General features: G+C 63.8%; 12 protein-coding genes and 1 tRNA gene. 1 reads left to right on the forward strand and 12 read right to left on the reverse strand.

What is annotated here, in order from left to right; translation table 11 throughout:
• Nucleotides 1-154 precede the first annotated feature (154 nt).
• A complete protein-coding gene (locus DIE13_RS03620) occupies nt 155-2,365 on the forward strand; it encodes a hypothetical protein (protein WP_124825861.1) in 2,211 nt (736 codons plus the stop codon).
• 78 nt (nt 2,366-2,443) lie between these two features.
• Here the strand turns inward: DIE13_RS03620 and DIE13_RS03625 are convergent, their stop codons facing one another.
• From DIE13_RS03625 to DIE13_RS03685, 12 genes are all read right to left on the reverse strand, one after another.
• Nucleotides 2,444-2,857, reverse strand: coding sequence for a MerR family transcriptional regulator (locus DIE13_RS03625; RefSeq protein ID WP_124825862.1), 414 nt, complete (start codon nt 2,855-2,857; stop codon nt 2,444-2,446).
• Nucleotides 2,858-2,917: 60 nt separating this feature from the next.
• Nucleotides 2,918-3,304 carry an integration host factor subunit alpha gene (locus DIE13_RS03630; protein ID WP_006486093.1) on the reverse strand — a complete coding sequence of 129 codons (387 nt, stop codon included), beginning with the start codon at nt 3,302-3,304 and terminating at the stop codon, nt 2,918-2,920.
• A 69-nt stretch (nt 3,305-3,373) separates the two neighbouring features.
• Nucleotides 3,374-5,803, reverse strand: a complete 2,430-nt coding sequence (gene pheT, locus DIE13_RS03635; RefSeq protein ID WP_124825863.1) for a phenylalanine--tRNA ligase subunit beta — start codon at nt 5,801-5,803, stop codon at nt 3,374-3,376.
• A 95-nt stretch (nt 5,804-5,898) separates the two neighbouring features.
• On the reverse strand, nt 5,899-6,912 hold the full coding sequence (gene pheS, locus DIE13_RS03640) for a phenylalanine--tRNA ligase subunit alpha (RefSeq protein WP_006753318.1): 1,014 nt from the start codon (nt 6,910-6,912) through the stop codon (nt 5,899-5,901).
• A 149-nt stretch (nt 6,913-7,061) separates the two neighbouring features.
• Nucleotides 7,062-7,421 carry a 50S ribosomal protein L20 gene (gene rplT / locus DIE13_RS03645; protein ID WP_004192938.1) on the reverse strand — a complete coding sequence of 120 codons (360 nt, stop codon included), beginning with the start codon at nt 7,419-7,421 and terminating at the stop codon, nt 7,062-7,064.
• Between the two features lie 30 nt (nt 7,422-7,451).
• Nucleotides 7,452-7,649 carry a 50S ribosomal protein L35 gene (rpmI, locus tag DIE13_RS03650; protein WP_004191477.1) on the reverse strand — a complete coding sequence of 66 codons (198 nt, stop codon included), beginning with the start codon at nt 7,647-7,649 and terminating at the stop codon, nt 7,452-7,454.
• A 190-nt stretch (nt 7,650-7,839) separates the two neighbouring features.
• On the reverse strand, nt 7,840-8,364 hold the full coding sequence (gene infC / locus DIE13_RS03655) for a translation initiation factor IF-3 (RefSeq protein WP_080599380.1): 525 nt from the start codon (nt 8,362-8,364) through the stop codon (nt 7,840-7,842).
• A gap of 49 nt (nt 8,365-8,413) precedes the next feature.
• A complete protein-coding gene (gene thrS / locus DIE13_RS03660) occupies nt 8,414-10,321 on the reverse strand; it encodes a threonine--tRNA ligase (RefSeq protein ID WP_124825864.1) in 1,908 nt (635 codons plus the stop codon).
• A gap of 269 nt (nt 10,322-10,590) precedes the next feature.
• Nucleotides 10,591-10,667 (reverse strand) — tRNA-Val (locus DIE13_RS03670).
• A gap of 95 nt (nt 10,668-10,762) precedes the next feature.
• The gene (locus DIE13_RS03675; protein WP_124825865.1) at nt 10,763-12,997 is read right to left on the reverse strand and encodes a bifunctional (p)ppGpp synthetase/guanosine-3',5'-bis(diphosphate) 3'-pyrophosphohydrolase; all 2,235 of its coding nucleotides are present in this window, start codon (nt 12,995-12,997) and stop codon (nt 10,763-10,765) included.
• A gap of 40 nt (nt 12,998-13,037) precedes the next feature.
• On the reverse strand, nt 13,038-13,391 hold the full coding sequence (locus DIE13_RS03680; protein WP_027784253.1) for a RidA family protein: 354 nt from the start codon (nt 13,389-13,391) through the stop codon (nt 13,038-13,040).
• Between the two features lie 81 nt (nt 13,392-13,472).
• Entirely contained in the window at nt 13,473-14,369 is an 897-nt protein-coding gene (locus DIE13_RS03685) for an alpha/beta fold hydrolase (protein WP_124825866.1), read from the reverse strand.
• Nucleotides 14,370-14,532: the final 163 nt, after the last annotated feature.

Raw genomic sequence — 14,532 nt, forward strand, 5'->3', positions numbered from 1 at the left:
CCGTTGTCCTGCCGCGCGCCGGCCGGTCCCGCTCCGGCTCCCGCTGTTTGGTAACGCGGCTCTAGCGCGCTATGACACACTGCACGGCATCGACGTCCGCGCCGTGCATCGGCCGCGTGCGCTCGTCGATCATGACAAGACATGGAGACAGACGATGCGGAATGCGGTCCGGCACGGCCATCGCTCGCCTTTGGCAGTTTTCGACTGGATGTTCGGCCCGCGGCGCGCGGCCATTTCGATTTCATATGGCACGCCCCGTGCGCTCGGCTGCGGCGCGCTTGCGCTCACGCTGCTCTGCGCCGGCTGTGCGGAACCTGCCGCGCAGCGTGACGGCAACGCATCGAGTGCGTCGACGAAGATCGAACGCGCAAAAGCCGAACGTCTCGCGCAAGAGCAGCAAATCGCCCGCACCGTGCCTTCGCTCGCATCGATCAGCCTCACGCAACCGCGCCCGTTCACGCTGCGCGACTCGGGTCAGAGCGGTGCAATGACGTTTCTGCGCGACGTCGATTTCCGCATCGTCAACAACCTCGGCTTCTTCATCCATCAGTTATCCGCAACGCTCGTACCGACGCAGGCCGGCGCGCCAATCGTGTTCGACGATCCGACGAGCTTCGAGATCGACGTGCATGAGGGCGCCGTCACGCTCGACAACGCGAAGCTGACGGCGCTGTTCAATACGTACATCTTCGGTTATCGCAACGCACCGCTGCGCAAGCTCGTCGTATCGGCCGGCGACGGCGTGATCCACCTGCAAGGCGAGATGCAACGCGACGGCTGGGTGCCGTTCTCGCTGACCGGCACGCTCGCGATCCGCGACGGCAGCCAGCTCGTGTTCCACCCGACCGGCGTGCGCGTGTCGGGCATCAACGCACAGCCGGTGATGCGCGCGGCCAACGTGAAGATGGCCGATCTGCTGAAGGTGGAAACGCCGATCGCTCGGCTTGCCGGCGACGACCTCGTGATGTCGGTCGACAAGCTGATGCCGCCGCCGCGGCTGAAGATCAGGATCACCGCGCTGCGCGTGACGCCGGCCGGCCTCGACCTGACGCTCGACGACGGCACGCGTGCCGGCTTCGCGCTGCCCGCGAACGCACCGCAACAGGCGATGTACATTCGCGGCGGCGACGTGAAGTTCATGCGCTCGATGCCGATGAACGCCGATATCCTGATCGGCCCCGTCGATCCGACCCGGCGTAACCTGAACTTCGTGTTCGACCTGTACCACTATCGCGATCAGGTGTCGGCCGGCTATTTCAATTTCAACGAAAACGGCGCGATGACGATCCGAATGCCGTCGTACGCGGGCCCGGCCAGCGGCGCCCCGCTCGGCAATGCGGCCGCTCGCCTGAACGACAGTTTCCTCGCCGCCCAACAGAACGCGCTGCACGATTCGCGCGAGCACTGGGAAGCGTTTGCGCTCGCGGCCGGCGCCACGCAGCCGGGCATGCAGAAAGTCGCGATGCGGCGTTCGTCGACGACACCGTTCAACGAACGGCACGTATCGAACCGCAACCCGACGATCCATCTGCACAACGTCGACTTCAACCTGTCCGGCGACATCGGCTTCCATGTCGAGGATCTCGACGCGCAACTCGTCGCTAAACGCCCCGGCGAACCGGTCGACCTCGACGATCCGAACCAGTACGACATCCGCATTCTCGGCGGTACGGTCGTCGAGTCTTGGAAGGCGATGTCGGCACTCTTCAACAACTATCTGCTCGACTACTCGCCGCGCTCGCTGAACGACCTGCAATTGAGCGCGGACGGCCAGAACCTGCGCGTCCAGGGCGGCATCAAGCTGTGGAATCACGTGCCGGGCGTGTGGCTGCCGACCGACATGAAGGGCTCGCTGTCGGTACTGGACGACCGCCACCTCGCGTTCAAGCCGTCGCAGGTGTCGGTGCTCGGCGTCCCGCAGGCGAAGCTGTTGCGCTCGCTCGGCATCGAGCTCGCGTCGCTGACGCCGCTGCAGCGCCGCGGTGCCGAATTGCGCGGCGACACGCTCGTGCTCGACCAGTACACCGTGTTTCCGCCGCCGATGCTGAACGGCAAGCTCGGTCAGGCGACGGTCGAGCGCGACGGGCTGCGCCTCACGTTCCGGCGCGCCGCCGACGCGCCTGCGCCGAAGCGGCCGCAGATCGACGCGCCGAGCTACATGTGGATGGAAGGCGGCGACATGAAGATGTTCAACGTGCTCGAACTCAACGTGCGCGCGTTGATCCGGAACTCCGCCGAGGCCGGTCCGATGCGTTTCGACCTCTACGGCTACCGCAGCCAGGTCGCGCAGGGTTCGGTGCGGATGCTGCCCGACGGCACGCTGGTCGTCGACATGGGGCAGCCGAATCCGCTCGCGTCGCGCTGACGAATGCAGCTCGCATGCATCAAAAAAGCCCGGTGGCGCTTCGCCAACCGGGCTTTTTACTTGATTCGCGCGTCTCGCTCAGTCGTGCTTCAGTCCGTCGATCACGTCGAGCAGCGCCTGCCGCAATGCGATGACGTCGACCGTCGTTCCCTGCTTGCCCGGTGCGCGCGCGTCAGCGGCCGGTGCTTCAGGGGCGGCCGGTGCCGCAGCAGCGCGTTCGCTGCCGGGCGAGTCGAGCCGGTTGCGCGCCCCGTTGATCGTGAACCCTTGTTCGTACAGCAACTCGCGAATCCGCCGGATCAGCAACACTTCGTGGTGCTGGTAGTACCGGCGGTTGCCTCGCCGCTTCACCGGCCGCAACTGCGTGAATTCCTGTTCCCAATAACGCAGCACGTGCGGCTTGACCCCGCATAGTTCACTGACTTCACCGATCGTGAAGTAGCGCTTCGCGGGAATCGGAGGCAAGACGACTTTCTCAACCGTAGTGGTCATCGTCGGTTAACCGTCGGTAAAGGGTGCGCGGCGGCCGCGCGGAGACGTCGGCGCGCGGCTTTACTCCGCGCCGTTTTCGACCAGCGCCTTCAGCTTCTGGCTTGCGTGGAAGGTTACCACCCGGCGGGCCGCGATCGGAATCGCCTCGCCCGTTTTCGGATTACGGCCCGGACGCTGCGGCTTGTCGCGCAGCTGGAAGTTGCCGAACCCCGACAGCTTGACACTTTCACCGTTTTCGAGCGCGTCGCGGATCACTTCGAAAAACGCCTCGACCATGTCCTTCGCTTCACGCTTGTTCAGCCCGACGCTGTCGAACAGCAGCTCCGCCAGTTCCGCTTTCGTCAGCGTCGGCGTCTCGGTGGACGCCGGCGCCGAAGCGTCGCGGTTCATGGCGCTGCGTTGCGCCGTCAGGAGGGCTTCGAATTCACTCGAGGTCATGTCGTTCATATCTGCCATACAGCGCGTTAAACCAAAACTCACGATGGGGAAAAGCCACCCACGAACGGGCGGCTCTCCTTAGCCGCGCAGACGCGCACCAGCACGAGCCATCCGCTCGACCAGCGTCTGGATCGCCTGATCGACGACCTCGTCCTGTAGCGTGCCAGCCGCGTCCTGCAGCGTCACGCGAAAGGCAAGGCTCTTCTCGTGCGCGGCAAGACCACCGGAAGTATTTGATTTTGCACGAAATTCGTCGAAGAGTACAACCTTCTGAACGAATCGGCAGGCGTCTTCGGCCAGCGCCTTCTTCATTTCGTCGAAAAGTGCCTGAACCTCGACTGCCTGGTCGACCACTACGGCGATATCGCGGCGAACCGGCGGGAATTTCGACACGTCGGTCGGCGCCGGCAGCGCACGCGCGATCAGCGCGTCAGCGTCGATTTCGAACATCACCGGCGCGTGCGGCAGCTCGTACTTCTGCATCAGGCGCGGGTGCAGCTCGCCGATCCAGCCGACCAAGCGACCATCGATTTCGATGTGCGCGCTGCGGCCCGGGTGGAGGGCCGGATGTTCGGCCTTCACGAAGCGCGCAGCCGCCGGCGCGAGCAGCGCCTCGAGATCGCCCTTCACGTCGAAGAAATCGACCGCGCGAGTGGTCACGCCCCATTGCTCGTCGACCGCCGGCCCGTAAGCCAGTGCGCCGACACGCTTCGGTTGCGTGTACCCTTCGACCGTCAGCTCGCCCGCCTTCACCGACGGATCGGCAAGGAACACGCGGCCCGCCTCGAACACGCGCACGCGATCCGCGCGACGGTTCAGGTTGTGGCGCAGCACCGAGATCAGGCTGCCGAACAGGGTCGTGCGCATCACCGAAAGCTGGCTCGCGATCGGGTTCAGCAGGCGGATCGGGTTGTCGTTGCCGGCGAAATCGTGCTCCCACTCCGCATCGACGAAGCTGAAGTTGACCGTTTCCGCATAGTCGCGCGCCGCGAGCGCATGACGGATATCGTGGATCGAGCGTTGCGTCTCGTTGGTCGCACGCATCTCGCTCGTCGCGACCGGCGGACGCGCCGGGATCTTCTCGAAACCGTAGATACGCGCCACTTCCTCGATCAGGTCTTCCTCGATCTCGATGTCGAAGCGGTGCGACGGCGGCGTGACCAGGAACGCGTCATCGTCGCGCTCGAACGGCAGGCCCAGGCGCGTGAAGATGTTCGCGATCTCGTCGGCTTCGATCTTCACGCCGATGATGCGATTCGCGCGCGAGACCCGCATCTTTACCGGAGCGCGCTGCGGCAGGTTCACCGCCTGATCGTCGACCGGGCCGGCCTTGCCGCCGCAGATCTCGAGAATCAACTGCGTGATGCGCTCGACGTGCTCGACAGTCGTCGCGTAGTCGACGCCGCGCTCGAAGCGATGGGCCGCATCGGTCGAGAAGTTGTACTTGCGCGCACGGCCGCGGATGCTGTCCGGCCACCAGAACGCCGCTTCCAGGTAGATGTTGGTCGTATCGAGCGTGACGGCCGTGCTGTCGCCGCCCATGATGCCCGCGAGGCTTTCGACCTGGTGATCGTCCGCGATCACGCCGACCGTTTCATCGAGCTCGACGGTGTTGCCGTTCAGCAGCTTCAGCGACTCGCCGCGCTTGCCCCAACGCACCTCGATGCCGCCGTGGATCTTGTCCAGATCGAACACGTGCGACGGACGGCCAAGCTCGAACATCACGTAGTTCGAGATGTCGACGAGCGCCGACACGCTGCGCTGGCCCGAACGTTCGAGGCGCTCCACCATCCACTGCGGCGTCTTCGCGCGTGCATTCACGCCACGAATCACGCGACCCGAGAAACGGCCGCACAGATCAGGCGCGGCAATACGCACCGGCAGCGTCTCGTCGAGTTCGGCGCGCACCGGGCGGATGTCGACCGGCGTCAGCGGAGCGCCCGTGATCGCGGCCGTCTCGCGTGCGATGCCGAATACCGACAGGCAATCGGCCTTGTTCGGCGTCAGCTTGATTTCGAAGACCGTGTCGTCGAGATTGAGCGTATCGCGGATATCCTGGCCGACCGGCGTGTCTTCCGGCAGGATCAGCAGGCCGCTGTGGTCTTCGGACAGTTTCAGCTCGCGTGCCGAGCACAGCATCCCCTGGCTCTCCACGCCGCGCAGCTTCGACAGCTTGATCGCGAACGGCTTGCCGCCCTCTTCTGCCGGCGGCAGTTCCGCACCGACCAGCGCGACCGGCACCTTGATGCCGGGCGCCACGTTCGGCGCACCGCAGACGATGTTCAGCGTCGCGCCGGTGCCGGCGTCGACCTGGCAGACATTGAGCTTGTCCGCATCCGGATGCTTGACGACTTCGAGCACGCGGCCGACGACGATCTTCGACGTCGGCGGCGCAGCCTTGCTCAGCGATTCGACTTCGAGCCCCGCCATCGTCAGCGCGTGCGACAGCTCGTCGGTCGTCAGCTGCGGGTCGACAAAGGTTCTCAACCAGGATTCAGGGAATTGCATGGATGTCTACGTTCGAAACAGGTTAGATCGACGCCCGGGCCCTGCGGAAACGTCCGGCGGGGCATGCACGGGCACATGTCGGCACGGCGCGTGCGTTATGCGAACTGGCGCAGGAAACGCAGGTCGTTCTCGAAGAACAGCCGGAGATCCTGGACGCCGTAGCGCAGCATCGTCAGGCGCTCGAGGCCGCTGCCGAACGCGAAGCCGATGTAGCGCTCGGGATCGAGGCCCATATTGCGGATCACGGTCGGATGCACCTGCCCCGAGCCGGAGATCTCGAGCCACTTGCCGGCATTCTTGCCGTGCTCGAACATCATGTCGATCTCGGCCGACGGTTCCGTGAACGGGAAATAGGACGGCCGGAAGCGCACGAGGATGTCGTCGCGCTCGAAGAATTTCTTCAGGAAATCGGTATAGACGCCCTTGAGGTCGGCGAAGCTGATGTTCTCGTCGATCCACAGCCCTTCGACCTGATTGAACATCGGCGAGTGGGTCGCATCGCTGTCGACGCGATACGTGCGGCCCGGCGCGATGACCTTGATCGGCGGACGGTTCATGCGCGCGTAACGCACCTGCATCGGGCTCGTGTGCGTGCGCAGCAGCAGCTGGCGGCCGTCGGCATCCTTGCCTTCGACGTAGAAGGTGTCCTGCATCGAACGCGCCGGATGGTTCTCCGGGCTGTTCAGCGACGTGAAGTTGTACCAGTCGGTCTCGATTTCGGGACCGTCGGCCACATCGAAGCCGATCGAGCGGAAAATCTGTTCGACGCGTTCCCACGTGCGCATCACGGGGTGCAGGCTGCCTGCACCGGCGCCGCGACCCGGCAACGTGACGTCGATCGCCTCGGCGGCGAGGCGCTGGTTCAGGAGTGCGTCGGCGAGCGCCTGGCGACGTGCGGTCAGCGCGGCTTCAACCTGCTGCTTCGCGACGTTGATGCGTGCGCCTTCGGTCTTGCGTGCTTCGGGATCGAGCTTGCCGAGGCCCTTGAGCAACTCGGTCAGCGCACCCGACTTGCCGAGGAATCGTGCTTTCTCGTTTTCGAGCGTGGTGATGTCGGCAGCCTGTTCGAAGGACTGCTGCGCGTCGGCGACAATCTGGTCCAGATCCATAGATCCCATCATTTCCAACGTCATTCGATCTTGGCGTGCGAAATCGCCCCGCCAAACAAAAAAGGGGCTCGGAAGAGCCCCGTTTTCGCTGCAGCGGCCGAGACTACCGGAACATCGCTGCAACTAACCACGCAGTGCTAATTTCTCAATTAGGCTGCAACGGCGGCTTTCACCTGCTTGACGATCGCAGCAAAAGCAGCCTTGTCGAACACCGCCATGTCGGCCAGGACCTTACGGTCGAGTTCGATCGACGCCTTCTTCAGGCCGTTGATGAACACGCTGTAGGTCATGTCGTGCTGGCGAACTGCCGCGTTGATACGCGTGATCCACAGTGCGCGGAACACACGCTTCTTGTTGCGGCGATCGCGGTACGCGTACTGACCAGCGCGCATCACCGCTTGCTTGGCGATGCGATAGACGTTATTGCGACGGCCGCGATAACCCTTGGCCAGGTTGATGATCTTCTTGTGGCGGGCCCGTGCGGTTACCCCACGTTTGACTCGAGGCATGTTTCTCTCCTTAGAGTATCAGTTGAGGGGTTACGCGAACGGCAGCATCGCGCGGACGGAGTTCAGATCGGAATCATGAACTGCCGTTGCGCCGCGCAGGTGACGCTTGTTCTTCGTGGTTTTCTTGGTCAGGATGTGACGCTTGAAGGCTTGACCGCGCTTGACGGTACCGCCCGGACGCACCACGAAGCGCTTTGCAGCACTCTTCTTGGTCTTCATCTTAGGCATGACGAACAACTCCAGTTTATTAGATGGCGATGGGTGTGCGGTTGGCTTGCGCCCTTGACCCGCCCTTCGAAACCCAGTCCACTTGTGTACGGCGAACCGCTTGCGCAGCCGCCGTCATTGCTGGCGCGCCGCCCTGACCGGGCCACGCACCGAACCACTTTCGAACCTGCGCGCGTCGCGCGCGGGCCCGTTACTTCTTTTTCTTCGGCGAGAGCACCATGATCATCTGGCGCCCTTCCATCTTCGGCATCTGCTCAACCTGGCCGACTTCCTCAAGATCCGTGCGCAGACGCTCAAGCATCCGCATACCGATCTCCTGGTGAGCCATTTCACGGCCGCGGAAACGCAACGTGATCTTCGTCTTGTCGCCCTCTTCGAGGAAGCGCACGAGATTGCGGAGCTTGACGTTGTAATCCCCGTCATCGGTACCCGGGCGGAATTTGACTTCCTTCACCTGGATGACCTTCTGCTTCAGCTTCGCTTCGTGCTGCTTCTTGGACTCCTGATACTTGAACTTGCCGTAGTCCATCAGACGGCAGACCGGCGGAACCGCTTGCGGCGCGATTTCCACCAGATCGACATCCAGCTCTTCCGATTTACGGAAAGCATCAGCGAGTTTTACGATACCGAGCGGTTCGTTCTCGAGCCCGACCAGACGCACTTCCGGCGCAGTGATTTCACCGTTGATGCGATGCGACGACTTATCAGTAGCGATGTTACGTTTCCTCTAAAAATTAAAAAAACGAGCCGCGCTGCCAGGGCGGTTACTTGAACGAGCGCAGGTCTTCCTGCAGACGCTCAACGAAGGCTTCGATCGGCATAACGCCAAGATCGACGCCGCCACGGGCACGCACGGCTACCGTTTGCGCATCACGCTCCTTATCGCCCACGACGAGGAGATAAGGCACCTTTTCCAGCGTGTGCTCGCGTATTTTATAGCTAATCTTCTCGTTGCGCAAATCGGCCGCCACTCTAACCCCTTGTTTTTGCAACGTTTGGGCCAGAGATTGTGCATATTCCGCCTGACTTTCGGCGATATTGAGCACAACTGCCTGGAACGGCGCGAGCCAGACCGGCATCGCACCAGCATGGTGCTCGATCAGAATGCCGAGGAATCGTTCCATCGAACCGACGATCGCACGGTGCAGCATCACGGGCCGGCGGCGGCTGTTGTCTTCCGCGACGTACTCGGCGCCGAGGCGCTCCGGCAGCACCATGTCAAGCTGCAGCGTACCGCACTGCCACGAGCGACCGAGCGCATCCTTGATGTGGTATTCGATCTTCGGGCCGTAAAACGCACCCTCGCCCGGCAGCTCTTCCCACGACAGGCCGCACGCCGTCAGCGCGTCGCGCAAGCCCTGCTCGGCGCGATCCCAGGTTTCGTCCGTGCCCGCACGCTGCTCAGGGCGCAGCGACAGCTTGATGTCGATATGCTCGAAGCCGAAATCCTTGTACACGCTCATCGCCAGCGTATTGAACGCGATCGACTCGGCAATGAACTGCTCTTCCGTACAGAAGATGTGCGCATCGTCCTGCACGAAACCGCGCACGCGCATCAGGCCGTGCAGCGCGCCCGATGCCTCGTTGCGATGGCACGAACCGAATTCCGCGTAACGCAGCGGCAGGTCACGGTACGAGCGCAGGCCGTGCTTGAACACCTGGACGTGACCCGGGCAGTTCATCGGCTTGATCGCGTAGTCGCGCTTCTCCGACTCCGTCGTGAACATGTTCTCGCGGTAGTTCTGCCAGTGGCCCGACGCCTCCCACAGCGAGCGATCCATGATCATCGGCGTCTTGATCTCGAGGTAGCCGGCATCGTTCACGCGGCGGCGCATGTACTGCTCGACCTGCTGCCACAGCGCCCAGCCCTTCGGATGCCAGAACACCATGCCCGGCGACTCTTCCTGCATGTGGAACAGGTCGAGCTGCTTGCCGAGCTTGCGGTGGTCGCGCTTCTCCGCTTCCTCGAGCATGTGCAGGTATTGATCCTGGTCTTCCTTCCTGGTCCAGGCCGTCCCGTAGATGCGCTGCAGCTGCTCGTTCTTCGAGTCGCCGCGCCAGTACGCGCCCGCGACCTTCATCAGCTTGAAGACCTTCAGCTTGCCGGTCGACGGAACGTGCGGGCCGCGACACAGGTCGGTGAAGCCGCCGTGCGAGTACAGCTTGATTTCGTCGCTTTGCGGAATCGACTCGATGATCTCTGCCTTGTACTTCTCGCCGATGCTGCGGAAATAGCCGGCCGCCTCGTCACGCGACACGACACGACGCGTGACCGGCTCGTCCTTCTTCACGAGCTCCTGCATGCGCTTTTCGATCTTTTCCAGATCTTCGGGCGTAAACGGGCGGTTGTACGAGAAGTCGTAGTAGAAACCGTTGTCGATCACCGGGCCGATCGTCACCTGCGCGTCCGGATACAGCTCCTTCACGGCATACGCGAGCAAGTGCGCGGTCGAGTGACGGATGATGTCGAGACCGTCGGCATCCTTGTCCGTGACGATCGCGAGCGATGCGTCGCGATCGATGACCGTGGACGTGTCGACGAGCTCGCCGTCGAGCTTGCCGCCAAGCGCAGCTTTCGCAAGGCCGGGACCGATCGAGGCAGCAACCTCGGCAACTGTCACCGGATGCTCGTATTGTCGAACTGAGCCGTCAGGCAAGCGTATCGAAACCATAGCAATCTCCGTGATACCAACAGTGGGCGGCAAACCAGGCACGCGATATAAAAGTCACGCGCAAAATTTCGCGACAAAAAAAATGCGGCCCCGCTTTCGAGGGGCCGCATTCGATACTTCACTCAGACTGAAAGGGCGAAAACGTTCCTCGACTAGCGTCGCTCCGAAAAGGTTTCGGTCAACGTTCGCGGTGTCATAACCGTATTCGCCTTGTTCGCGTTGAGTTATTACTGCATCGAACACCCGGAAGCCGGGCATTCTCAATTCGTTGGTAGGCTCGATTGGACTCGAACCAACGACCCCCACCATGTCAAGGTGGTGCTCTAACCAGCTGAGCTACGAGCCTAGTGAAGCTAAGATTATATGGAGCACCCGCTAACTTGGCAAGTGTTTTATGCGGTCGCAGCAAAACAACGATGTTCCAACCCCATTACAGGGCCGTCACGCCTTCCGCCCCGCCCGCACGACGCCCGGCACTTCGCCGAGCAGCGTACAGGCGCGCTGCACCTGCGCCGAGTTCGACACCTCGACCGTGAACTGCATGAATGCCGCATTGCGGCGACTCTGCGTCTTCACGCCGACGACGTTCATCTTCTCGCGTGCGAACACTTCGGAAATATCGCGCAGCAATCCCTGGCGATCGCTCGCCTCGATCATCAGGTCGACCGGATAGACGGACGCGCCCCGCCCGCCGAGCACGTCGGCCGACCAGGTGGTCTGGAGCACGCGCTCCGGCGCGCGGTCGGCCATCCGCTGGAAAGTCGGGCAGTCGCTGCGGTGGATCGACATCCCCTTGCCGCGCGTCACGAAACCGCTGATCGGATCGGGCGGCGCCGGACGACAGCAGCGCGCAAGCTGGGTCAGTAGCGCATCGACGCCGACCACCAGTACGCCGGTCGACGCGCCATGCGCAACGCTCGCCCCGCTGCTGCGCTTCTCGAAATCGGCGGGCGCCTCGGGAGCATGCTCCGGCGGCGGCGCATCGGACAGCGCCTGCTCGACGTTGCGCAGGCTGAACTCTTCCTTACCGACCACCGAGAACAACTCGTCGGGCGACTTGAAGCCCAGCTTCGCGGCAAGATTGTCGAGATTGACCGACGTCTTGCCCTCGCGCTGCAGCGTCTTTTCGACGAGCGCGCGGCCGTGCGCGATGTTCTCTTCCTGCTCGATCGAGTTGAACCATGCACGCACCTTCTGGCGCGCGCGCGGGCTCTTCAGGTAGCCGAGCTGCGGGTTCAGCCAGTCGCGGGACGGGCCACCCTCCTTCACCGCGACGATCTCGACCGTCTGGCCGTTCGCAAGCGACGTATTCAGCGGCACCATCACGCCGTCGACGCGTGCGCCGCGGCAGCGATGACCCAGCTCGCTGTGCAGGTGATACGCGAAATCGACCGGCGTCGCGCCCTGCGGCAGCGCGATCACGCGCGCCTGCGGCGTGAGCACGTAGATGTGGTCGTCGTCGAGCGACGTCTCGCGCAGTTGCGCCCACGCCTTGTCGCCCGACACCTCGGCGCCGTCCTCGACGTCGTCCTTCCATGCGAGCAACTGACGCAGCCACGCGATCTTCTCGTCGTACTTGTCGCTCGCGGAGAACTGGCCGCCGTAGCCGCGCGCGCCGGCTTCCTTGTAGCGCCAGTGCGCGGCGACGCCGTACTCGGCGAAGCGGTGCATGTCCTGCGTGCGGATCTGCACTTCGAATGCGCGGCCATCGTCGCCGATCACGACCGTATGCAGCGACTTGTAGCCGTTCGGCTTCGGCCGCGAGATATAGTCGTCGAATTCCTTCGGAACCGGCTGCCACAGGTGATGCACGATGCCGAGCACCGCGTAGCAATCCTTGATGTCCGGCACGATCACGCGGAATGCGCGCACGTCGTACAGCTCGGAGAAATCGAGCTCCTTGCCGCGCATCTTGCGCCAGATGCTGTAGATGTGCTTGGGCCGCCCGCTCACGTCGGCCGGGATATGCGCTTCCGCCAGTTCGTGCTGCAGCCGCTCGATCGCCTGCGCGACGTACGCTTCGCGCTCGATGCGCTTCTCGTCGAGCAGCTTGGCGATACGCTTGTAGGTGACCGGATCCTCGAAGCGGAACGCGAGATCCTCGAGCTCCCACTTCAACTGCCAGATGCCGAGACGGTTCGCGAGCGGCGCATAGATCTCGAGCGTCTCGCGCGCGACGTCGGGTGGCGGGTCGATCTTCGCAGCCGCGTAGTAGCGCAGCGACTGCAAGCGCGACGCGAGCCGGATCAACACCACGCGAATGTCCTGCGCAAACGCGAGCAGCATCTTGCGCAGCGCTTCGATCTGCGTGCGCCGCTCTTCCGCCGCGTCGCGCCCTGTGTCGGGCATCGCGTTCTGCGCGGCGCGCAGGCTGACGGTGCCGAGCCGCAGCAGCTTGCGCACATCGGCCACGAGCCGCGCGACCTCTTCGCCAAAGCGTTCGGTCAGCTCGCGCTCAGGATCGCTCAGATGCGGCGTCAGCACGAACAACGCCGCCGCCTGCATCGCGTGCGGATCGACGTTCAGCGTGCGCATGATCGACGCCGTGCCCGCCGAGTGATCGGCAAGCAATTCGCCCGACGACAGACGCGCGTCGCCGGCCCGCTCGCGCACGAACGCGAGCACGTCGTCGAACGACGGCGTCGCGACGGAAGAAACGGAAGCAGACTCGGTCATCGTACGGCTTGGCGCAATGCGGTCATCGTCGGTGTTTCGCTCAGCTCCGTTGCGCGGCGACGACGACGATCTCGACGAGCAGCGCGGGATCCGCGAGCTTCGCTTCGACGGTGGCTCGCGGCGGCGTGTTGCCCTGCGCGACCCACGCGTCCCACTCCGCGTTCATGCCTTCGAAGTTCGCGAGATCGGAAATGTAGATCTGCACCGACAGCAGATGCGCCTTGTCGCTGTTCGCTTCCGCGAGCAGGCGATCGATGTGGCCGAGCACTTCGCGTGTCTGGCCCCGGATGTCCTGCGTGGTGTCTTCGGCGATCTGGCCGGCCAGATACACGGTACCGTTGTGGATCGCGGTTTCGGAGAGACGGGCCCCGACGTGGTGACGAATGACTGCCATGGAATGTTCCGGTCTGAATGAGTGAAGAAGAATCGGCGACAACGCGGCCCGCGTGCCGCCGAACCGCATATTATGACGCGATTATGCGTCGCCTTCGACGAAAAACCGGCGCGCAAGCGCAATCTGGTCGGCGCTGATGAACGCAGGCGCATGGCCGGCACCCGCAATCTCGACCTGCTTCACATGCCGGCCGCGACGCACCATCTCGGCCGCCGTCTCGCGCGACAGCAGGTCGGAGCTTTCGCCTCGCACGACCAGCAGCGATGCGTCGGTCGTCTCGATCGCACGCCACAACGCGGCTTCGCCGAGCGCGGCCAGCTCCGGCGTCGTCGCCTTGAACGGTTCGGCGATACGCGGATCGTAGCGCATCGTCCAGCGGCCGTCGGGCAGCTCGCGCAGCAACGGCCCGTTGATTTCGCGCCACTCGTCGCCGCTCAGCGCGCCGAACGGCAGCGACAGCGACGTCAGGTAGTCGACGCCTTCCTGCTCGGTCGAAAAGCTCGGCTGCACGCCGAGGTATTCGCCGATGCGCGCGAGCGAGTCGGGCTCGATGCGCGGACCGACGTCGTTGACGATCATCCGGTGCAGCGGTGAGCCGGGCAGCCCCGCGAGCGCCATGCCGATCAGCCCGCCCATCGACGTGCCGAACCAGTCGACCGATTCGACATCGAGCCGCGCGATCAGCGTCACCATGTCGGCCGCATATTGCGGAATCGCGTAAAGCCGCGGGTCGGCAAACCAGTCGGACCGGCCGCGCCCGACGACGTCGGGACAGACGACGCGATACGTGTCGGACAACGCCGCGGCAAGCCGGTCGAAATCGCGCCCCGAGCGGGTCAGGCCGTGTACGCACAGCAGCACGCGCGGATTGGCGGGGTCGCCCCATTCCGTATAGGCGACATGATGAAGGCCGGCGGCGCTTGCACACTGCACGCGTCGCAGACGGGGAACCGGAGGATTCGCTGAGGTCGTTGGCATCGTTGGCATCCTGTCGAACGTGGGCGGCGCGGCGGGCAACGCACGCATTGCCCGATGCAGACGATTGTAAACCGCTTCGCCTGCGCGGGTCGGCACGCGCGGGAAGCATCGGCATGCGCACGCCGCCAAAGACAAACGCCCCGCATGCCGTCGTCCGGCATGC

The sequence above is a fragment of the Burkholderia sp. Bp9016 genome (genome assembly GCF_003857765.1).
Classification (GTDB): Bacteria; Pseudomonadota; Gammaproteobacteria; order Burkholderiales; family Burkholderiaceae; genus Burkholderia.

Excerpts from the sequence above, each read along its gene's own strand:
- DIE13_RS03620 (WP_124825861.1), top strand. The coding sequence starts at position 155 with ATGCGGAATGCGGTCCGGCACGGCCATCGCTCGCCTTTGGCAGTTTTC.
- DIE13_RS03625 (WP_124825862.1), bottom strand. The coding sequence starts at position 2,857 with ATGACCACTACGGTTGAGAAAGTCGTCTTGCCTCCGATTCCCGCGAAG.
- DIE13_RS03630 (WP_006486093.1), bottom strand. The coding sequence starts at position 3,304 with ATGAACGACATGACCTCGAGTGAATTCGAAGCCCTCCTGACGGCGCAA.
- pheT (WP_124825863.1), bottom strand. The coding sequence starts at position 5,803 with ATGCAATTCCCTGAATCCTGGTTGAGAACCTTTGTCGACCCGCAGCTG.
- pheS (WP_006753318.1), bottom strand. The coding sequence starts at position 6,912 with ATGGATCTGGACCAGATTGTCGCCGACGCGCAGCAGTCCTTCGAACAG.
- rplT (WP_004192938.1), bottom strand. The coding sequence starts at position 7,421 with ATGCCTCGAGTCAAACGTGGGGTAACCGCACGGGCCCGCCACAAGAAG.
- rpmI (WP_004191477.1), bottom strand. The coding sequence starts at position 7,649 with ATGCCTAAGATGAAGACCAAGAAGAGTGCTGCAAAGCGCTTCGTGGTG.
- thrS (WP_124825864.1), bottom strand. The coding sequence starts at position 10,321 with ATGGTTTCGATACGCTTGCCTGACGGCTCAGTTCGACAATACGAGCAT.
- DIE13_RS03675 (WP_124825865.1), bottom strand. The coding sequence starts at position 12,997 with ATGACCGAGTCTGCTTCCGTTTCTTCCGTCGCGACGCCGTCGTTCGAC.
- DIE13_RS03680 (WP_027784253.1), bottom strand. The coding sequence starts at position 13,391 with ATGGCAGTCATTCGTCACCACGTCGGGGCCCGTCTCTCCGAAACCGCG.
- DIE13_RS03685 (WP_124825866.1), bottom strand. The coding sequence starts at position 14,369 with ATGCCAACGACCTCAGCGAATCCTCCGGTTCCCCGTCTGCGACGCGTG.